Source organism: Streptomyces sp. NPDC053079 (genome assembly GCF_044546695.1).
GTDB lineage: Bacteria > Actinomycetota > Actinomycetes > Streptomycetales > Streptomycetaceae > Streptomyces.
On sequence record NZ_JBITZJ010000005.1, the window covers coordinates 144648 to 164445 of the forward strand.

Consider the following 19798-nt stretch of genomic DNA (forward strand, 5'->3'; position numbering starts at 1 on the left):
CGAGCGGATGGGATGAGCCCGTACGACCGCCGGAGCCCCCACCCGCAAAGGTCCCGCGATGGCTGCGATGTCCGCGTTGTCCCCGCCCCGCCTGCCGGGGCCCCTCCGGCGAGCCCTCCTCATCGCCGCCGCCGTCCTGACGCTCGGCGCGGCCGCCGGCGCCGCCCGCACCCCCGCCGACACCCCGCAGCCGCACTGCGGCGACCCCCGCAGCGCGCAATTCCCCATCACCTCACGGCTGAGCGGCGGACCGGAGGTGTACGCGCGCGGCGGCGCACCGCGGACCTGGCAGCTGGAGCTGCGCAACGCCACGGCGGCCGAGTGCCGGGCCGTGCACCCCGTCGCCGTCCTCGCCGACAAGGGCCGCGCGCTCGAACCCGCCCACTTCCACCTGGACTTCTACGACCCGGGCAGCTCGCGCTGGCTGCCCGTCGCCTTCGAGCGGACCGACGAGGCCGAGAACGTCGGGGTGCTGGACGGCCGTTCGCCCGGCGCCGCCGACTCCGCCGGCTTCCCCGGCTTCGTCGTGCCCCCGAACGGCGCCGTCACCGTCCCGCTGCGGCTGACCTTCACCGACAAGGCGCCCGAAGGCCCGGTCACCGCCAACGTCACGGCGGTGCAGAAGCGCGGGGACGACGGCGCCTGGGTGGGGGAGTCCGACGACTACACCTTCGCCGTCGAGCAGGTGGCGCCCGCCCCCGCCGCCCGCCCCGAGGGCACCGCCCGGTCGGCGCCCGGCGCCCCCGCGACCGGCCGGCACGACGACGACGCCCCACCCGTCCTCGCCGACACGGGCGACTCCCTGCCCCTGGCCGGCCTGGGCGCCACCGCCTGCGCCCTGCTGGCCGGCGGCTCGGCGCTGGTGCTCGGCGCCCGCCGGCTGGCCCGCCGCCCCCGCTGAACCGGGCCACCGGCCGTCACCCGGAAGGCCCGCACGGACCACTGTTTACGCTGGGGGTGTCGGGACGGCGCACGAGCTGTGCCGTCCCGGCGTCCCCGGGTCCCAGCGATGGGCACAGCACGGCAGGAGTCCCGCAGTGGCAGAGCGCAAGCCGATCGAGTCCTGGCTCACCGACATGGACGGTGTCCTGATGCACGAGGGCATTCCGGTGCCCGGTGCGGACGCCTTCATCAAGGGCCTCCGAGAGTCGGGCAAGCCCTTTCTCGTGCTGACCAACAACTCGATCTACACCCCCCGAGACCTGCACGCCCGCCTCCAGCGCATCGGCCTGGACGTGCCGGTCGCCAACATCTGGACCTCCGCCCTGGCCACTGCCAAGTTCCTGGACGACCAGCGCCCCGGCGGCACCGCCTACGTCATCGGCGAGGCCGGGCTGACCACGGCCCTGCACGACATCGGCTACGTCCTCACCGACGCCGACCCCGACTACGTGGTGCTCGGGGAGACCCGCACGTACAGCTTCGAGGCCCTCACCAAGGCCATCCGGCTGATCAACGCCGGCGCCCGCTTCATCGCCACCAACCCCGACGAGACCGGCCCCTCCGCCGAGGGCGCGCTGCCCGCGACCGGCTCCGTCGCCGCCCTGATCACCAAGGCGACCGGCCGCGAGCCCTACTTCGTCGGCAAGCCCAACCCGCTGATGATGCGCGCCGGGCTCAACGCCATCGGCGCCCACTCCGAGAGCAGCGCCATGATCGGCGACCGGATGGACACCGACATCCTGGCCGGACTGGAGGCGGGCATGGAGACGTTCCTGGTCCTGACCGGCCTGACCCGGGCCGAGGAGGTCGACCTCCACCCCTTCCGGCCGTCCTGGGTGGTCGACTCCATCGCGGACCTCGTCGAGCTGATCTGAGCCCGCCGGACCGCCGGAGGCCCGAAGGGCCTCCGGCGGTCGCCAAATGGAGCAATAGCGCTACGGAGCGGATGCGAGCCCCCGCCCCGCCGGTGAACCTCTGGATATCAGGAGGTTCACCATGGCTTCAGTCCGCTTCGCCCTCTGCGGCGCCCTGACGGCCGCCGCCGCCGTCTGCGCGGTTCCCGCCCATGCCCATGACGGCCCCGTCACCATGTCCGGAACCATTGAGCTCACCCCTGTCACCAGCAGACCCGGCGCCGAGGTGCAGCTGCGCGTCTCGGGCTGCGCGAGCCAACGGGCGACCGCCACCTCCGAGGCGTTCGTCGCCGACGCCAAGCTCGCCAAGGACTCGGCCGGCATGTTCGCCGAGGCCACCGTCCGCGAGACCGTGCCCGCCGGGACCTACCCGGTCCGTGTCCACTGCGACGGCTACGACGCCACGGCCGTCGGCAAGCTGACCGTCGTCACCGACGGCAGCGACATCAGCGACCGCTCCGACGCCCGCGGCGACCACATGGGCGGCTCCGACCACTCCGATGGCCGTACCGACCACGACCGACGTGACCACGACCGTGGTGAGCGCGGCGATCAGGACGGCCGGGACCCCTACGCGCACTCCTCACCCATCGCCCCCGTCCCCGCCGGAGCCGGCGGCACCGCCCCCGGGGCCACCGCCGAGGCCCCCGACACCCCCGGCCTCGTCCTGGCCGGCACCACCGCGGCCATCGCCGGCGCCCTGATCTGGTACCGGCGGCGCACCAACGCGACACAGCGGTGAGCCCCCGCGACCAGGAAAGCGACCCGTTGCCATGTCCGAAGCCCCTACGAGCGGAGCCGGCCGCCTCCTGACCGGGGCGGCCTGGGCCGCACTGCTGGTGGCCCTGTGGCTGTGGGGCCGGGACATCACCGAAGTGCCGCTGGCCGTCTCCCCCACGACCGGGGACGTCGCCGCCGTGGGCCGCCCGGCCGGCGCGGCCCTGCCCCCGCCCCACCGGCCCCTGACCACCGCCCGCCCGGAGCACCTGACCATCAAGGCGACCAACGTCCGCGCCGCCGTCGAGGAACACGGCCTCAACCGCGCGGGCGCCGTCGAGCCGCCTCCGTACGAGCGCGCCGCCGCCGTCGCCTGGTACCGCGACGGCCCGGCACCCGGCGCCCCGGGCCCGGCCGTCCTCGTCGGGCACCTGGACACCGACCGCGCACCCGGCGTCTTCTACGAACTGGGCACCCTCCGGCGCGGCCAGCGGATCGGCGTCGACCGCGCGGACGGCACCACGGCCGAGTTCACCGTCGAGGACGTCTCCGTCTTCACCAAGGACCGCTTCGACGCCGCGAAGGTCTACGGCCCCCGCGAACAGGGCCGCGCCGAGCTGCGCCTGATCACCTGCGGCGGCGACTACGACCGTGCCCGCCGCTCCTACAGCGCCAACATCGTCGTCTCCGCCTATCTGACCGGCGTCTCCCGGTCCCGGTGAGGAGTCGAACGGACGTCGCCCAAGAGGGCGACCACGGCCCGTGTCGTGGCATGACCGCCCACGGCCGTGGGCACGTCTGTGCCAGCATGGGACAGCACCTCCAACGGCACCTCCACCGGCAGTACACCCAAGGGGGAGTGGATGTACGGCAGCAACACCGGCCCCAGGCGCCGCAGCCGCAGGGCGCTGGCCCGCACGGCGGCGGCAGGGGTGCTCCTGCTCCTCGCGGTCGCCGGCTGCTCCTCCTCGGACGACGAGCCGAAGAAGGCCGCGCCCTCGGCCCCCACGGCCCCCTCCCAGCAGCCCAAGGCCCGCTCACCGTTCTGGGTGAACCCGGACGGCAGGGCGGCCCGGGAGGCCGCCCGGCTGCACGGCAAGGGCCAGCAGGGCGACGCCGAGCTGCTCCAGAAGATCGCGAGCCAGCCGGTGGCCGAGTGGGTGGGCATCGACGACCCCGAGAGCCAGACCCGCGGCTTCACCGAGGCCGCCGCCAAGGCCGACCGGGACGCCCTGCTGGTGCTCTACAACATCCCGCACCGCGACTGCGGGCAGTACTCCCAGGGCGGCGCCTCCGACGGCGACGCCTACCGCGCCTGGCTGGACCGGGCGGTCAGGGGCATCGGCGACCGCGCCGCCACCGTCGTCCTGGAGCCGGACGCCCTGCCGCACATGGAGGACGGCTGCACACCGCAGGAGTACCACGAGGAGCGGTTCGCCCTCCTCAAGGACGCCGTCGGCAAGCTGAAGGCGCTGCCGAGGACCAAGGTCTATCTGGACGCCGGCAACCCCAGCTGGGTCACCCCCGTCGACCGCATGGCCGAGCCGCTGCGACGGGCCGGCATCGAGCAGGCCGACGGCTTCGCGCTGAACGTCTCCAACTTCCAGACCACCGCCGACAGCAAGGAATACGGCCACCGGCTCTCCCGCCTCGTGGGCGGCAAGCACTTCGTCATCGACACCAGCCGCAACGGCAACGGCCCGCTGTCCGGCGCCGACCACGAGAAGGCCTGGTGCAACCCCTCCGGCCGGGCCCTGGGCGAGCCCCCGACCACCCGCACCGGCGACGCCCAGGTCGACGCCTATCTGTGGGTCAAGCGGCCGGGGGAGTCCGACGGCGCCTGCAAGGGCGGCCCGGACGCCGGCCAGTGGTGGGAGACCTACGCCCTCGAACTGGCCCGCAACGCCCGCTGAGCCCGCCGGCCCCCACCCTTGGGACGTCTCCCTGTCTCAGGACGTCTCCTCGGCCACCGGAGCGCTCTCGGCCACCGGGACCTTGACCCACACCGCCTCCGAGGGCGTCCCCTTCCCGTCGATCACATGGAGCATGTACCAGCCGGGGGGCACCAGGGACGGGTCCTTGGGGACGGTGAGGGTGACGCCGTTCGCCGACTTCTCCATGTCCAGGGCGATCGAGCGCTGCTCGATGTTGGTGACATGGGTGAACGATCCCGGCCGGATGAGCCGCGCCCTGGAGATGCCCTTCGGATCGCTGGTCCGGTACGTGGTCCGCTCCCCGAGCCCCACGGTCCGGGGCCCGGTGTCCTTGATCTCGGGGCGCGCCTCGCGGAAGCGGTAGGGCGGGGTGTAGAGGTCGATCTGCTGCTGGAACGTCCCCATCTTGGTGTTGTCGGCGTCCCCGAACAGAGAGTCGGAGCCGAAGGTCATCACGCGCCCGTCGGGCAGCAGCAGCGCCCCGGAGTGGTAGTTGCGGCCCACCAGCGGGTCGGCGACCGGGCGCGTGGAGTTGGTCCTGGGGTCGTAGAGCTCGGCCTTCAGGACGTTGGAGTCGCTGCGGCCCCGGTAGTCGCCCGAGCCGTTGGTGGTCAGCACCGTGTCGTCGGGCAGGATGACGCTGCTGGGATATCGGACCTTGGCGTAGAGGTCGGGTCCGTCGTGGAAGCGGGGCTTCTCGTCGCGCAGGTCGACGATGCGGGTCTTGGCGGTGGACTTGCGGTCCTCGCCGACGCCGCCGCCCCCGAGCACCATGTACCGCTGCTGCTGGGCGGGCGGGAGCAGCACGGACATCGAGGTCTCCAGGATCTGCGGGTCGCTGATGCCGGGCACCTCGGTGAACTCGTTGCTCGCCACGTCCCACAGGCCGGGCACCCGGCCCTTGTCGGCCGGGCCGTAGCCCGCGTTGGAGCCGGTGTAGAAGACCTTGTCCTTGCCGGCGAGGAAGAGGGCGGGGTAGGTGGGGAAGAACCGCTCCTTGGGCAGGTAGGACCACTTCTTGGTGGCCGGGTCGTAGATCTCGTTCTTGCCGGGGACGACCTGGCCGATCTCGTCCAGCCCGGAGACCGACAGCACCCTGCCGTCCTGAAGGGTCGTCAGGGTCGGGTACCAGCGGGCCTCCTCCATCGGGTCGACCGTGACGTAGCGCTCGGCGACCGGATCGAATTCGAAGGAGTCCCTGATGCCCTGGAAGTCCTTCTTGTCGAAGGAGAGTTTGTTGGCGATGCCGTAGGAGTTCTGGGCGTCGGCGCCGGAGAGCCCCTCGATACGGAAATTGTCGGTGGCCCCGGTCTCGTACTCGTGGCCCTTCTCCAGCGCCTCCACATAGACGCGTGCGGTGCTGGCCGTGACCTTGACCTGGTCGCCCTCGCCCTCCTTCTTGGCGCGGGGCACGAGCACGGCGTCCTTGGACTCGAAGGTCTTGCGGCTGGCCTTGCCGGTGAAGCGGGTGCCGGCCGGGAAGGTCATCGGCTTGTCGGGGTTCTCGTTGTGGACGACCATCAGGCCGCCGGCCTTGGTGACGTCGCCGTCCAGCTTTTCGTAGCGCTGGGTGCCGCCGGCCACCAGGAGCTTTCCGTCGGCCAGCTGGGTGTGGCCGGCGCAGAACAGGTCCTTGGGCGTGGGGATGTTCTTGAAGGTGTCCTTGCGCGGGTCCCACAGGACCGTGCGGAAGGACTTGGCCTTGAAATTCGCGGCGTTGTTCCCGGAGCCCGCCACCAGCAGCACCTTGCCGGTGTGCAGCAGCGCCGCGTGAATCGTGTTGATCCGGTATTCCCTGGGGACGTCCACGACGTCCCAGTGGCCGTTCTTCGCCTTGTAAGCGGTCTGATTGATTTTGTAATCGTGGTATCGGGTGGCGGCGTATCCCCAGATCGCCGGCCCGTTCATGCCCGCCAGGACGATGAAGACCGCCGCACCGACCGCTGTGCGGCGGGTGCGGCGGCTCGGCTGGAATCTCATGACCGGCGGGCCCCCTCGGGATGCTTGGCGCGGTACACGGTCCACCACCACGCGAGGATCGGGGCCACGGTGACCGCCAGCGCCAGCGACGCCCAGGTGCGCATCGCGACATGGGTGTGGCCGAGGACGAAGGACGCCACCAGCGACCCGCCGAAGACCAGCAAGAAGAAGAGGTGGATGCGGAAGGTGCCGAAGAGGGTGTCGGGGCTGGCCGAGTCGCCCTTGGGGGTCACCACGAACCTGCTCTTGCGGCGCAGCAGGGCGTCGGTGAGCGAACGGGCGTAGATCGGCGCGGAGAGCGCGGACATCACCATGCCGGCGAGCCCGCCCGAGCCCTCGGGCTCGTGCGGGGAGACGTTGTGCCGGCGGTTCCAGATGTAGAGGCCGATCTGCAGGGCCGCCGCGTCGCTGTAGAGCATCATCCAGATCTCGGAATTGATCGAGATGCCGGAGGCGCCCATCCCCAGGAAGAGGGCGCAACTGAGAGCGCCGAGCATCCAGTTGATCGCCGTCATGGGGTAGTAGATGACCATCAGGGTGTAGTTGAGGAACTTCCCCGGGGAGAGGCTGAAGGGGCCTTTCCAGTACTGCTTGAGGATGGTCTCGTACGTGCCCCGGGACCAGCGCAGCTGCTGGGTGAAGAAGTCCGTCCAGGCGTTCGGCCCCTCGCCCACGGCGAGGACGTCCGGGGTGTAGACCGAGCGCCACTTCCTGCCCGTGCCGGGATTGCGGTGCCGGTGCAGCTCGAAGCCGGTGGCCATGTCCTCGGTGATCGAGTCGTACAGACCGCCGATGCCCTTGAGCGCGCTGATGCGCACGGCGTTGTTGGTGCCGACGAACATGGGCGCGCCATAGCGATTGCCGGCGCGCTGGATGAGGGCGTGGAAGAGGAACTGCTGGCTTTCGGCGGCCTTGGTGACCGCCGCGTCGTAGTTCCCGTACACCTGAGGTCCAACGACAAAGGCGACATCGGGGTCACGGAAGTAACCGAGCATCCGCTCGAGGAAGTTGGGAAGGGGGACGTGGTCGGTATCGACGGAGGCGAAGAAGTCGTACTCGTCGCCGTGGGCGTCGAGCCAGGCGTTGTAATTCCCGTGTTTGGTCTTCGCCCGGTGCGGGCCCTTCTGCTGATTCCACTTCGCGATGCCCTTGCGGGAGAAATGGCGCACGCCCAGCCGTGCGCAGACGGCCTTGACCTCGGGGTCGTCCCCCTCATCCAGCAGCCAGACGTGGACCGGGCCGCGATGGCGCACGCGCACGGCCGCCTCGAGGGTCCTGGTGACCATCTCGATCGGCTCCTTGCCGGGCACGAAGGAGGTCAGGAAGGCGACCTTGGTGCCGGTCTCGGGGACCACCGGTATCGGATCACGGGCCACCAGGGTGGCATGGGCGTTGGAGGTGACGTTCATGGTGCGGAACAGCTCGATCAGTCCGATGGACACCAGCATCACGGTGTCCAGGACCCGCATCAGCAGGGAGCCGTTCTCCCGCTGGGTCCAGTGCGAGGGCTGCATCAGCCACACCAGCAGCGCGAGCGAGACCACGGGCGCCGCCCCCAGCAGCAGCGCAGCCTGGATGCGGTGCGGCTCGTCCGCCAGCAGGCTGCGGTAGCGGACGCGGTAGGGGCCGGGGCCCGGGTCGGGGTCGGTCAGCGGGCCGGCCAGACGGCTGTAGTGCTCGTAGTCGAAGCGCGGGAGCGGCTCGCGATGGTGCGGCGGCGGGGTCCGGGGCGGCTCCGGCTGCTGCGGGCGGTCTCCCGCGCCGGCCGGGGAGGCCGGGGAGGGGACGCGCACGCGCGTCGTCACCGATGGATCGTAAGTCTGCTGCCGGGCGTCGGCAGGCATGGACGTCATGAGTCATCCCCCCGCACGCATGGTGAGTGCGTGTGTGCCAGTTCATGCCCGCCGACCCCCCTTGACCGTACGGGCGTGCCGGTGCCGGCTCCCCCCGGCACCACCCAACTCACTGGTCATCACGTGACATTGGGTGTAGCTGTGCGTTTCAGGATCTCGGACCGCGCATCATGATCGCAAGGGTGAAACAAGGTGTTTACCGGGCAAAGCGGTACGTCGAACGAAGATGCGTACGAACGTTGCTTAAGTGGTCACATCTGACACGCTTGTGTGTTCGCATCGCTCAGAGAACGACTCAGGGCTCCTCATCATCGATGAGGAGCCCTGAGTCTCGCGTGCGCCGCCAGGGACTCGAACCCCGGACCCGCTGATTAAGAGTCAGCTGCTCTAACCAACTGAGCTAGCGGCGCGTGCTGACAGAGAAAACTCTACCTGATTCCCGGGGGTGCTCCGGACCACCTTCCCGGGACCCTTACCCGGACAATCCTTACGTACGGTAATCAATAGGCGACATGCGGTCTGTTTCGGCCGTTGAGAAGCTGTGCCGAGCGATGCCGGAGGGGGTGGACCGACGGAAAGGCAGCAGGGAGATGCCCGACGACATAGACGACATACCGGAAGAGATGCCCGGCGAGGGCGCCCGGCGGCGGCCGCGCGGCGCACGGGGCGCCCTGGTCGCGGCCGTGGGCGCCGCGGTGATCGCGGGCTCGGGCGCCACCCCGGCGACCGCCGACCCGCCCGATCCCACCCCCACCCCGAGCCAGGAACCCGGCGAGACCGCTGCTCCCGGGATGCACGAGACGCGCGAGGCTACCGGTGCGCAGGAGGTCCCCGGGGCCCCCGAAGAGCCCAAGGTGGTGGACCTGCCGGACGAGGTCGACGTGCTGAACGTGGTGGAAGAGCCGGAAGGGCCTGAAGCCGCGGAAGCGGCCGACGCGCCGGACGAGGTCGCCGCGCGGGACCTGGAGCGCGCCATCGCCTTCGCCCTCCGCCAGATCGGGGAACCGTACGGCTACGGCGGCGACGGCCCGCAGCGCTGGGACTGCTCCGGGCTCGTCCAGCAGGCCTACCGCCGGGCGGGCATCCGGCTGCCGCGCGTGGCGGCCGACCAGTACCGCGCCACCCTGCGCATCCCGCGCAGCGCGCTGCGCCGGGGCGACCTCGTCTTCTGGTCCACCAACGGCCGGGCGTCCGGCGTCCACCACGTGGCGATCTACGTGGGCGGCGGGCGGTACATCGAGGCGGCGCGCCCCGGGACCAAGGTCCGCGTCTCCGGCTTCTCCTTCTACGACGCCCATATGTACGGCCGGCCGTCACCCGTCCGGCCCAAGCCGGCGAAGAACCGGCCCGTACGCTGAGCCACCGCGCGGCGATGGGGTAACGAAGCGTGTCAAGGGCGCGCTTTTGGCCTGGACATGACTATCGGCCGGTACTAGCCTCCGCCTTGGTCTAGACCGCAGTCCACTCGACTCACAGAACCCCCCACGTTCTCGAGGAGTGACGTATGCGCAAAAAGATCAGTGCGGCGCTCATCGGCTTAGGCGTCGCCTGTGTCTCGCTCTTCTCCACCACGAGCGCCGGCAGCCACGGCTACACCGACTCGCCCACCAGCCGCCAGGTGTTCTGTGCCAAGGGCACGGTGCAGAACTGTGGCGAAATCCAGTGGGAGCCCCAGTCCGTCGAGGGCCCCAAGGGCTTCCCGGCCCGCGGCCCCGCCGACGGCACCATCTGTGCGGGCGGCAACAGCCGCTTCGCCGAACTCGACGACCCTCGCGCCGGCAACTGGCCGGCCACCCAGGTCACGGCGGGCCAGAAGCTGGACTTCCGCTGGAAGCTCACCGCCCGCCACGCCACCACCGACTTCCGCTACTACCTCACCCATAGCGGCTACGACCCCACCAAGCCGCTCACCCGCGCGGCACTCGACACCCAGCCGTTCCTGACCGTCCCCTACGGCGGCCGGGTACCCGACGCCACCGTCACCCACCAGGGCACCCTCCCCTCCGGGAGGGCCGGCAAGCAGTTGGTCGTGGCCGTGTGGACCATCGCCGACACGGGCAACGCGTTCTACGCCTGTTCCGACGTCCGGTTCTGAAAGACGTCCGATTCCGCGAAGGGGCGGCCGCGCGCGGGCAGGCCCGCGCGCGGTCACCGCCGCGCCTCAGTCGTCCTCGGACTCCGCATCACGCCGCAGCGCGATGCGCCCCAGCACCCCCGCCACCACCAGGGCGACGACCGCCAGCAGGGCGTAGTCGGGCACCGCGTTGCCCACCCGGGAGGCGAACTCCTCCAGCTTGAACTCCTGCTCGGCGTCCACGACCGCCGGCAGCCCGGTGGTCCCGCCGTAGGCGAGGAAGAGCACCCCGATCCCGATGAAGAACAGCCCCGACACCAGGGAGGTGGTGTGCAGCCGCAGCCGGCCCAGGCGCAGCTCCCTGCCGCGCAGCCAGCCCCGGCTGCCGAGCCGGAAGCGGTCCCAGAACAGCGCCAGCACGAACAGCGGCAGCGCCATGCCCAGCGCGTAGACGGCGAGCATCGACGCCCCGTACACCGGGTTGCCGTCGACGGCGGTCACGGTCAGCACCGCGCCGAGGATCGGGCCGGCGCAGAAGCCCGCGAGCCCGTAGACGCAGCCCAGCAGGAAGGTGGACGCCGCCGAGCGGGGGGTGATGCGCCCGGCCGCCGCCTGGGCCCGCTTCGAGGCGAAGCCCAGGCCGAGGATCTGTGCGACGCCCAGCGCGACGACCACCCAGCCGCCGGTGGTGATCAGTGCGTCGCGGTGGCCGTTGAAGAGCCGGCTGGCGGCGGTGGAGGCCGCGCCGAGCGGGACGAGCGTGGTGGCGAGCCCCAGGTAGAAGACGCCGGTGCGGGCGAGGAGCTTGCCGGGGGTGGCGAGCGAGTAGGCGAAGAACGCGGGCAGCAGCAGCGCGCTGCACGGGCTGACCAGGGCGAGGACGCCGCCGAGGAAGGCGGCGAGGTAGCCGATGTCGCTCACTTGCCGCTCTTCCCGGCGTCGGACCGGGTCGCCTGGACGGCCTTGGCCCGGGCGATGGCCGCCTCGAACTCCTTCATCGGCTGGGCGCCGGCCAGCGGCCGGCCGCCGACGAGGAAGGTCGGGGTGGACTGCACGCCGAGGGAGTAGCCCTCCTCCTGGTCCTTCTTGACCGCGGCGGCGGCGTCGGAGCCGTTCATGTCGGCGCGGAACTTCTCGAGGTCCTTCACGCCGGCCGTGCCGGCCAGGTCGGCCAGCTTGTCCTCGGCCAGCGCGTCGCCCTTGCGGAGCTTGGCGAACGCCTCGTGGTGGAACTGCCAGAAGCGGCCCTGCTGCCCGGCGGCCCAGGAGGCGCGGGCGGCCCGCTCGGAGTCCTTGCCGAAGATCGGGAAGTTGCGGAACTCGATCCGCAGCACGCCCTCGTCCACGTACTTCTTGATCAGTTCGGGCTGGGTCTCGCGGGTGAAGCGGCCGCAGTAGGAGCACTGGTAGTCGGCGTACTCGACGAGGACGACGGGCGCGTCCGTCCTGCCGACGGCGAGCGGGTCGCCGTCCTTGCGGCGGCTGGTGGCCTTCTCCATCTGGTCGTAGACCGGCTGCTGCGGGTCGAAGGCCGGCTGGTCGGCGGCGGAGGGCTTGTCCTTGCCGGACCCGCCCGCGCTCTTGCCGATGGCGATGCCCGCGGCGACGAGCGCCACGATGAGGGCGAGGACGGCGCCGACGGCCGCTATGCGACGGGAGGGCGTGGAGGTGCGTGCGGACATGAGGTGGAGCTCCATGGGTCGTACGGAATCTGGGCATGCCGGAGCACGGCCCGTGCGGGGCCGTGGCGGGCGTGTCTAGATCCGCAGGACGGGGAGCAGCTCGGCGCAGCCGGCGAGCGGTGCGGGCGGGGCCCTGGCCGGGCCGGCCTGCGGGACCTCGGCCTGGGGGAGGGCGACGCGGGCGGTGGCGCCGGGGCCGGTGAGGGGGTCGCCGTGGCCGGAGGCGACGGCGATCTCGGCGCCCTTGAGGGGCACGTCCTGCTGGCGGCAGGCGCCACCGGTGTCCCCGGCGTCCGCGCGGGGGCGGACCTCGGACAGCGAGCCGGCGGCTGCCGCTTCGGGGCCGGGGGCGTGGGTCTTGGCGAAGGGGGTGAAAGCCGTGAAGGCGGAGGTGCCGGCCGGCGCGGCGGCGGAGGGGCCGGCGCCGCTGAGGGCGGGGGCGAAGACGACGGCGAGGAGGAGCAGGAGCACGGCGGCTGCCGTCGGGCGGCGACGCTGTGGCACGTGTGCTTCTCCTCTCCGGTCTGCGGCGCGCCTGCCGGGCGCGGCCTTCCATGCTACGGGCCGAACGACGAAGGCCCTCACCGATCGGTGAGGGCCTTCGTCTGTCTGTGCGCCGCCAGGGACTCGAACCCCGGACCCGCTGATTAAGAGTCAGCTGCTCTAACCAACTGAGCTAGCGGCGCCTGCTGACAGAGAAAACTCTACCTGATGTCGCGGGGTGCTCCGAACCACCCGTCACACCGGCCCCTGGCGACGCGGTGCGGGGGCTGTGCCGGCCGGTGCCGGACGGCGTCAGAGCGCCATCGACAGCAGCATCGGGGCGGCGTGCCGGTTCAGGGTGTCGGCCGCCTGCCGCAGCCGGTGGGCGTGCTGGACGGGCAGGGACAGCGCCAGCGAGCCGACCGAGCGGCCCGCGGTGATCGGGACGGCCGCGCAGACCGTGCCCACCGCGTACTCCTGGAGGTCGAGGACGGGCACGCTCACGGGCTGGGCGTCCAGCTTGCTGAACAGGACCTTCTCGTTGGTGATCGTCTTGGAGGTGAGCCGGGCCGTGCGGTGGCGCGAGAGGTGGTCGCGCCGGTCGTCGAGGTCGAGCTGGGTGAGCAGGCACTTGCCGAGCGCCATCGCGTGGGCGGCGGAGCGGAAGTCGACCCATTCGTGGACCTTGGGGGTGCGCGGCCCGTCCGCGTACTGCGTGATCCGGATCTCGCCGTCGACATAGCTGCTGAGGTAGACGGCGGCGCCGACCCGGTCGCGCAGCGCGGTCAGGGAGCGCTGGAGCTTGCGCTCCAGGGCCTTCTTGCGGTCCCCGCCGGCGCCCAGCAGGACCAGGGACTCGCCGGTGACGTAGCCGCCGTCGCCGGTGCGCTCCACGTACTCCTCGCGGCGGAGCATCAGCAGCAGGTGGGTGAGCTGAGCGGCGGGCAGCCCGGTCTCGCGGGCGAGCTGGGCCTCGCTCACGCCGCCGGTGTACTTGGCGACCGTCTCCAGCACGCGCAAGGCGTACTGCACCGAATGGAACGGTGCGGTCGGCTCGGGCCTGAGCGCCACGGTCTCCCCCTAGCGATTTCCGGTGGGTCTACCACTGCCCACGATAAGGGCGAAAGAGGGGGCGCGGAGAGGGTGTTGAGCAGAATCGGCCGCGCGCTCGTACCTCTGTCCTGGGCCTCGCCACCTTGGCATATGCCGCCGTCATGGAAACGGCTGCCGGAATAAGCGGAGATTGACTCCGGTTGTGTCCGGTCGGGGCGCACCGGCGCTCCGGCGCACACTCAGCCGAATCAGGGAGGCGGGCCACCGTGGCCGACGTACAGGACGACATCATCCGGGCGAAACCCCTCGGCGCCGCCCCCGTGCCCCTGTCCGTACTGGACCTCGCGACCGTCGGCAGCGGCCGGACCGCCCGGCAGGCCTTCGGCACCACCGTCGAGCTGGCCCGCCTGGCCGAACGGCGCGGATTCCACCGCTTCTGGGTCGCCGAGCACCACTCCATGCCCGGCGTCGCCAGCTCCTCCCCGGCCGTCCTCCTGGCCCACCTCGCCGCCCACACCGACCGCATCCGCCTCGGCTCCGGCGGCGTGATGCTGCCCAACCACGCACCGCTGGTGATCGCCGAGCAGTTCGGCACCCTCGAGGCCCTCGCCCCCGGCCGCGTCGACCTCGGCCTCGGCCGCGCACCCGGCACGGACGGCGCCACCGCCGCCGCGCTGCGCCGCCAGGACCGGCTCGCCGAGGGCGCCGACGACTTCCCCGAGCAGCTGGCGGAGCTGACGCGCTTCCTGGACGACGACTTCCCCGACGGCCACCCCTACGCCCGCATCCACGCCGTGCCCGGGCCCGTCCAGGGCCGGGTCCCCGGCGGGGTGCAGCGGGCCGACCGCCCCTCCCTGTGGCTGCTGGGCTCCTCCGGATTCAGCGCCCGCCTGGCCGGGCTGCTCGGCCTGCCGTTCTCCTTCGCGCACCACTTCTCCTCGGCCAACACCCTTCCGGCGCTGGAGCTGTACCGCGAGTCCTTCCGCCCCTCGGCCGTCCTCGACCGCCCCTACGCCAAGATCGGCGTCCAGGCCCTGGCGGCCGACGACCCCAAGGAGGCCCGCCGCCAGGTCCTCACCGGCGCCCTGTCGATGCTGCGGCTGCGCACCGGGCGCCCGGGCCTGGTGCCCTCGCCGGAGGAGGCGGAGCGGTACGCCTACGGGCTCGCGGAGCAGGAGTTCGTCGCCGACTGGCTGCGCAACGTCGTCTTCGGCACCGCGGAGCAGGTACGGGAGGGGCTGGACGCCCTGGTGAAGCGGACGGGAGTCGACGAGCTGATGATCACGGCCAACGTCCACGGCCCGCAGGCGCGGCTGCGCAGCTACGAGCTGATCGCCGACGCGTACGGGCTGCCGGGGAGCGCGCAGGGAGCGTAAGCGGGGCGCCTAGGGCCGCACCCCCGCGCTCAGCAGCGCGGAGATGCGGTCCGCCGGCACCGGCCGGGAGTAGAACCACCCCTGGCCGGTGTCGCACCCGATCCGCCCGAGCCGCTCGGCCTGTTCCGCGCTCTCCACGCACTCCGCCGTGACCGTCAGCCCCAGCCGGTGCGCGAGCTGCACGAGCGCCTCGACGATCGTCTCGTCGGCGGGGTTGGGATGCTCCTCGGTGCGGAAGCCGTGGACGAAGGACCCGTCGAGCTTGAGGGTGGAGACGGGTAGCCGGCTGAGGTAGGCGAGGTTGGAGTAGCCGGTGCCGAAGTCGTCGATGGCGATGGCGACGCCCATGTCGCTGAGCGCCTGCAGCTGCTGCAGTGGCCGGCCCGCCGAGCCCATGACCGCCGACTCGGTGAGTTCCAGCTGCAACAGGCTCGGCGGCAGCCCGGTATCGGTGAGGATCTCGGCCACGTCCGCGACGAGGTCGGAGTCCCACACCTGGCGCACCGCCACGTTGACGCTGACGACCAGCGGTTCGTCCGGGTGGTCGAGCTGCCAGCGGCGGGCCTGGCGGCAGGCGGTCGCCAGTACCCAGCGGCCCAGCGGCACGATGGCGCCGGTCTCCTCGGCCAGTCCGATGAACCGGTTCGGCGCGAGCGTGCCGAACTGCGGATGGTGCCAGCGCACCAGCGCCTCCACGCCCCGTACGACGCCGTCGCCGAGGCCGACCAGCGGCTGGTACTGCAGGGCGAACTCCTCGCGGTCGACGGCGGGCCGCAGGGTGCTCGACAGGGCCTGGCGGGTCATCCGGTGGGCGTTGCGCTCGGGGTCGAAGAGGGTCCAGCGGGCCTTGCCGTCCGCCTTGGCCCAGTACAGCGTGGTGTCCGCCGCCTGCATCAGCTCGGTGGCGTGCGTCCCGGCCGCCGGGCGCTCGACCACGCCGATGCTCGCCGACACCGCCAGCCGCTGCCCGGCCACCTCGAACGGCCGGGCGAGCCCGGCCTGGACGGCCGCGGCGAGGTCGATCAGCTGCTCGGTGCCCGCGGACTCCTCGACGAGCAGCGCGAACTCGTCGCCCCCCAGCCGCGCCACCAGGTGGCCGCCGGGCGCCGCACACTCCGTCAGGCGCCTGGCCACCGCGCCCAGCAGCCGGTCGCCGGCCCGGTGGCCGAGGGTGTCGTTGACGGCCTTGAAGCCGTCCAGGTCGAGGTAGCACAGCCCGATCCGGCCGCCTCCCCGGTCGACGGCCGCCGCGGCCAGCGCGGTGGCCAGGCGTTCGAAGAACAGGCTGCGGTTGGGCAGCCCGGTCACCGGGTCGTGCATCCGCAGGTGCCGCAACCGGGCCCGTAGATCGCGCCGGTCGCTGATGTCGGCGACCGACAGCAGCGCGTCCGGGGTCTCCGGCAGCGGGGTGACGGTCACCTCGGCCCACAGCCCCTGCCCGCCGGACTGTCTGAGCCTGCGGGTGCAGTGCAGCCGGTCGCGGCGGCCGAGCAGGACCTCCCGGTAGGCGCTCCAGGTCCGGGAGTCCTCGCGCAGGCCGGTGAACTCGGCGGCGGGGGAGTCCTGCAGATGCGCGGGATCGGTGCCCAGCAGGGCGCCGAGGGCGTCGTTGGCGGTGCGTACGAGGCCGTCGCGGCCGACGACGGCCATACCGAGGTGCGCGGCACGGAAGGCAGCGCGGAACTCATTCGAAGTGACGTGACGTTGCGTGACGACTGGCGGCTTCGAATCGGGCGTGGTGCCCTGGCCGTCGAGTGTTCCGCTCAACGTTCGCTCCCGCGTGGCATTCGTTCCGCACGGAATCCCGTGCGGGTTTCGTGTGTCTCGTACGCGTGGTGGAAAAGGCGGTAAATGGCCGCCTGTAGGGGGATTCTGTGCTCGAAGTGTGGCGAGCATAGAGCCCGCGCAGGGACCGTTCCAGCGGCCCGGCCGCGAGTGGGGGAGCCGTCGGCGTGGGTCCGACCGTTTCTGTGCGTCCATGCGCGTCGGTGCGCATTCATGCCTGAGCCCGCCGGGCGTTTCTTTTCGGCTGACATTGTCGATTGACCATCCGTGACCGAGTGTGATGTACCCAGAAGTCGGCTTAGTCACTCGACTGGGGTAGTGAAACGGGGCATAACACCGCAAATAACAAGAGGGTGGGTGAGGTCTCCCGATTCCGTCCCAGGAGGTCGACGTGGTGCGTCCGCTGACACCCATGGGAGTGGACCGGCCGCGGCCGCGCCGCGGGGATCGCTCCCGGCTGCGCCGCCTGGGCGCGATGCTCACCTGTCTGTGCGCCATCGCCACGACCGTCGTCGCCGCCCCGGCGCACGCGGCGGGGCCCGGCGGCCCCTGCGCGCTCCCGCGCAGTCAGGCGCATCACTCCGAGGGCGTCGACACCTGGAATCCGGACTATCCGCGCCCGGTCGGCCGGCTCGACGCCGTCATGATCTTCCTGTCCTTCCCGGACTCCCGGCCCGCCGTCACCCCCGAACGGCTGGCCGCCGACCACTTCCCCGGCACCTCCCGCTTCTTCGAGCGGGCCTCCTACGGGCGGTTCACGCTGCGCGTCCATCCGGTGAAGCACTGGTTCCAGATGCCCCGCACCTCCGGCGAGTACCACATACAGCGCGACTGGGACGGCGAGCGGCGCTCGGCCTATCTGCGCGACGCCATCGCCGCCGCGGACCGCACGGTGGACTTCCGGCGCTACAACCTCGTCTACCTCGTCGCCGACCCCGACGCCCCCGGCGTCGACTCCGACGCGACCAAGGTCGTCAACCTGGAGGAGCCCATCCGGGTCGACGGCAGCGACCTGCGCCGCGTCGTCACCGTCTTCGAGCACCACCCGCCGGACCGCAACGTCCTCGCCCACGAGACCGGCCACGTGCTGGACCTGCCCGACCTCTACCACCGGCCCACGGACGGCAAGGGCGACTGGGACACCCACGTCGGGGACTGGGACCTCATGGGCAGCCAGTTCGGACTGGCCTCGGATCCCTTCGGCTGGCACAAGTGGAAACTGGGCTGGCTGTCCGCGCGCCAGGTCGACTGCGTCAACGGCCCCGGCGCCTCCCTGCACACCCTCCAGCCCCTTGAGGCCCCGATGCACCCCGGCACGGACTCCCGCACCCGCATGGTCGTGGTCCGTACGGGCGCGACCAGCGCCATCGTCGTCGAGGCGCGCGGCGCCAGCGGCAACGACTCGGCCACCTGCACCGAGGGGGTGCTGGTCTACCGGGTGCGCAGCGACACCGCCTCGGGCGGCGGGCCCATCCAGGTGCTGGACGGCCATCCGGGCGGGCACGCCTGCTGGGGCCAGTCCGTCTATCCGCCCCTGGCGGACGCGCCGCTCGGCCCCGGGGAGTCCCTGGGCTCGGCCGCGGACGGGGTCCGCGTGGAGGTGCGCGGCCACACGGCGACCGGGGCCTGGACGGTGAAGGTGCGACGGGGTTGAGACGAGGACCCCTGCCACCTGCGCATACGACGAAGGGCCTCATCTTTCGATGAGGCCCTTCGACTGTCTGTGCGCCGCCAGGGACTCGAACCCCGGACCCGCTGATTAAGAGTCAGCTGCTCTAACCAACTGAGCTAGCGGCGCCTGCTGACGTGGAAGACTTTAGCACCCTGATCCGGTGGAACGAAAATCCGTATGTTTCAGCCCCGCACAGACATGGGTACCGAGGCTGCCCTGGCCGCCCGGACACAGGCCCACAGAAGGGCGTCCGCGCCCGGCAGCCAGGGGTGGCGGGTCTCCGGGGCCACCAGCCAGCGGGGCGCGGTGGGGGCGAGCCCGGTCTCGTCGGGCAGCGGATACAGCGGGGGGACGGTCACGGCGTCGCCCGTGCCGTAGGACAGGAGCGGGGGCAGGGCCCGGCCGCCCTCCGCGTCCTCGCCCCACTCCTCCCAGGCCAGCAGGGCGGGCAGCCGCTGGGCCGTGCCGGGCGCGGCGAACAGCAGCAGCCTGCCGCGCTGGGCCGCCACCGGGCCCGAGCCCGGCCCGGCGGGCGACCACAGGTGGTCGAGCATCCGGCGGCCGAACAGCGTCGGCGCGCCGATCACGTCGAAGACCTTGCCGCAGGGCAGGACGGCCGGGGCCGTGGCGTTGTCGGCCCACAGGGCGTGGACGCCGCCGGGGGACCGGCTGGCGGAGGCGAGCCAGTCGGCCCCGGCGAGCGTGACGCAGGGGGCGGCGGGCCGGTGGCGGACGGGGCGCGGAGGGTGCGGCCAGGAGCTCATGGCCCCTATGGTCGGCGGCGCCATGGGGTCCGCCTGCGGTAGTTGCCGGAAATCGGGACAGGGCGCGGTGCGGTGCGCTACCTTGTGCGCCGCATATGCCAACGGCCCATGATCGAGATCATGGGCCGTACGGGTCAGTCGACCGGGGTGCTGCTGCCGCGCAGCAGCTCGCGGCCGAATTCGACCATCTTCTTCGCGTAGTCCTCGCTCCACTCGGCGCGCGCCGCGATCACTGCCGGGGGCAGCCGGTCGAAGCGCCGGGGATCGGCGAGCTGAGCCGCCGCCACCGCCTGGAACTCCGTCGCCCGGTCCGCGGCCGCGCGGAAGGCCAGCGCCAGCTCCGTGGAGCGGGCCAGCAACTCACGCGGGTCCTCGATCGACTCGAGGTCGAAGAAATGCTCGGGATCGGCGACGGCCTCGGGTGGCTCGAAGAGCAGCTGCGCGGGCTTCAGGCGGCGCGGAGCACTGTCCTGCGCGCCGGGAGCCTGCTTCGGCTCGCACATGTACATACCTCCAGAATCGTCTGCACCGTCATCCATTGTCCTGCCGCGCGCAAGTGCGCCCCCGCC

Annotated in this window: 18 protein-coding genes and 3 tRNA genes; 9 read left to right on the forward strand and 12 right to left on the reverse strand. The window is 71.9% G+C overall.

What is annotated here, in order from left to right; translation table 11 throughout:
• The first annotated feature begins 58 nt into the window (after window positions 1-58).
• The 5 genes from ACIGXW_RS19660 to ACIGXW_RS19680 all read left to right on the forward strand — a co-directional run bounded on the left by ACIGXW_RS19660 (window position 59) and on the right by ACIGXW_RS19680 (window position 4486).
• A complete protein-coding gene (locus ACIGXW_RS19660; RefSeq protein WP_399574174.1) occupies window positions 59-901 on the forward strand; it encodes a hypothetical protein in 843 nt (280 codons plus the stop codon).
• 136 nt (window positions 902-1037) lie between these two features.
• Window positions 1038-1817, forward strand: a complete 780-nt coding sequence (locus tag ACIGXW_RS19665; RefSeq protein ID WP_399574175.1) for an HAD-IIA family hydrolase — start codon at window positions 1038-1040, stop codon at window positions 1815-1817.
• Between the two features lie 121 nt (window positions 1818-1938).
• On the forward strand, window positions 1939-2598 hold the full coding sequence (locus ACIGXW_RS19670; RefSeq protein WP_399574176.1) for a hypothetical protein: 660 nt from the start codon (window positions 1939-1941) through the stop codon (window positions 2596-2598).
• Between the two features lie 31 nt (window positions 2599-2629).
• Complete coding sequence (locus tag ACIGXW_RS19675; protein WP_071963581.1) at window positions 2630-3295, forward strand: class F sortase; 666 nt, start codon at window positions 2630-2632, stop codon at window positions 3293-3295.
• Window positions 3296-3436: 141 nt separating this feature from the next.
• Window positions 3437-4486, forward strand: coding sequence for a glycoside hydrolase family 6 protein (locus tag ACIGXW_RS19680; protein ID WP_399574177.1), 1050 nt, complete (start codon window positions 3437-3439; stop codon window positions 4484-4486).
• A 36-nt stretch (window positions 4487-4522) separates the two neighbouring features.
• Here ACIGXW_RS19680 and ACIGXW_RS19685 read toward each other — a convergent pair whose 3' ends face one another.
• The 3 genes from ACIGXW_RS19685 to ACIGXW_RS19695 all read right to left on the reverse strand — a co-directional run bounded on the left by ACIGXW_RS19685 (window position 4523) and on the right by ACIGXW_RS19695 (window position 8750).
• Complete coding sequence (locus ACIGXW_RS19685) at window positions 4523-6487, reverse strand: galactose oxidase-like domain-containing protein (protein ID WP_399574178.1); 1965 nt, start codon at window positions 6485-6487, stop codon at window positions 4523-4525.
• Window positions 6484-8340 carry a glycosyltransferase family 2 protein gene (locus ACIGXW_RS19690; protein ID WP_399574179.1) on the reverse strand — a complete coding sequence of 619 codons (1857 nt, stop codon included), beginning with the start codon at window positions 8338-8340 and terminating at the stop codon, window positions 6484-6486. The genes ACIGXW_RS19685 and ACIGXW_RS19690 overlap by 4 nt, the downstream gene beginning before the upstream one ends.
• Window positions 8341-8676: 336 nt before the next feature.
• Window positions 8677-8750, reverse strand: a tRNA-Lys gene (locus tag ACIGXW_RS19695).
• Window positions 8751-8930: 180 nt separating this feature from the next.
• Here ACIGXW_RS19695 and ACIGXW_RS19700 point away from each other — a divergent pair.
• Window positions 8931-9698, forward strand: coding sequence for a C40 family peptidase (locus ACIGXW_RS19700; protein ID WP_399574180.1), 768 nt, complete (start codon window positions 8931-8933; stop codon window positions 9696-9698).
• A gap of 146 nt (window positions 9699-9844) precedes the next feature.
• On the forward strand, window positions 9845-10435 hold the full coding sequence (locus tag ACIGXW_RS19705) for a lytic polysaccharide monooxygenase (protein ID WP_399574182.1): 591 nt from the start codon (window positions 9845-9847) through the stop codon (window positions 10433-10435).
• A gap of 66 nt (window positions 10436-10501) precedes the next feature.
• Here the strand turns inward: ACIGXW_RS19705 and ACIGXW_RS19710 are convergent, their stop codons facing one another.
• The 5 genes from ACIGXW_RS19710 to ACIGXW_RS19730 all read right to left on the reverse strand — a co-directional run bounded on the left by ACIGXW_RS19710 (window position 10502) and on the right by ACIGXW_RS19730 (window position 13650).
• Window positions 10502-11335 carry a cytochrome c biogenesis CcdA family protein gene (locus tag ACIGXW_RS19710; protein WP_071963571.1) on the reverse strand — a complete coding sequence of 278 codons (834 nt, stop codon included), beginning with the start codon at window positions 11333-11335 and terminating at the stop codon, window positions 10502-10504.
• Entirely contained in the window at window positions 11332-12096 is a 765-nt protein-coding gene (locus ACIGXW_RS19715) for a DsbA family protein (protein WP_079273947.1), read from the reverse strand. The genes ACIGXW_RS19710 and ACIGXW_RS19715 overlap by 4 nt, the downstream gene beginning before the upstream one ends.
• Window positions 12097-12171: 75 nt before the next feature.
• Complete coding sequence (locus ACIGXW_RS19720) at window positions 12172-12600, reverse strand: hypothetical protein (RefSeq protein ID WP_399574183.1); 429 nt, start codon at window positions 12598-12600, stop codon at window positions 12172-12174.
• 108 nt (window positions 12601-12708) lie between these two features.
• Window positions 12709-12782 (reverse strand) — tRNA-Lys (locus ACIGXW_RS19725).
• A gap of 109 nt (window positions 12783-12891) precedes the next feature.
• Window positions 12892-13650, reverse strand: coding sequence for an IclR family transcriptional regulator C-terminal domain-containing protein (locus ACIGXW_RS19730; RefSeq protein WP_071963568.1), 759 nt, complete (start codon window positions 13648-13650; stop codon window positions 12892-12894).
• Window positions 13651-13898: 248 nt separating this feature from the next.
• Between ACIGXW_RS19730 and ACIGXW_RS19735 the strand changes: the two genes are divergently transcribed.
• The gene (locus ACIGXW_RS19735) at window positions 13899-15008 is read left to right on the forward strand and encodes an LLM class flavin-dependent oxidoreductase (RefSeq protein WP_399574184.1); all 1110 of its coding nucleotides are present in this window, start codon (window positions 13899-13901) and stop codon (window positions 15006-15008) included.
• A gap of 9 nt (window positions 15009-15017) precedes the next feature.
• Here ACIGXW_RS19735 and ACIGXW_RS19740 read toward each other — a convergent pair whose 3' ends face one another.
• Complete coding sequence (locus ACIGXW_RS19740) at window positions 15018-16775, reverse strand: putative bifunctional diguanylate cyclase/phosphodiesterase (protein ID WP_399574186.1); 1758 nt, start codon at window positions 16773-16775, stop codon at window positions 15018-15020.
• Between the two features lie 430 nt (window positions 16776-17205).
• Between ACIGXW_RS19740 and ACIGXW_RS19745 the strand changes: the two genes are divergently transcribed.
• Window positions 17206-18447: a M6 family metalloprotease domain-containing protein gene (locus ACIGXW_RS19745; protein WP_399574637.1), complete on the forward strand. Its 1242-nt coding sequence runs from the start codon at window positions 17206-17208 to the stop codon at window positions 18445-18447.
• 70 nt (window positions 18448-18517) lie between these two features.
• On the opposite strand, the gene ACIGXW_RS19750 is transcribed toward ACIGXW_RS19745, so the two are convergent.
• From ACIGXW_RS19750 to ACIGXW_RS19760, 3 genes are all read right to left on the reverse strand, one after another.
• A tRNA-Lys gene (locus ACIGXW_RS19750) sits at window positions 18518-18591 on the reverse strand.
• Window positions 18592-18647: 56 nt separating this feature from the next.
• The gene (locus tag ACIGXW_RS19755; protein WP_399574187.1) at window positions 18648-19229 is read right to left on the reverse strand and encodes a bifunctional DNA primase/polymerase; all 582 of its coding nucleotides are present in this window, start codon (window positions 19227-19229) and stop codon (window positions 18648-18650) included.
• 134 nt (window positions 19230-19363) lie between these two features.
• Window positions 19364-19732: a hypothetical protein gene (locus ACIGXW_RS19760; RefSeq protein ID WP_071963630.1), complete on the reverse strand. Its 369-nt coding sequence runs from the start codon at window positions 19730-19732 to the stop codon at window positions 19364-19366.
• Between the last annotated feature and the right edge of the window lie 66 nt (window positions 19733-19798).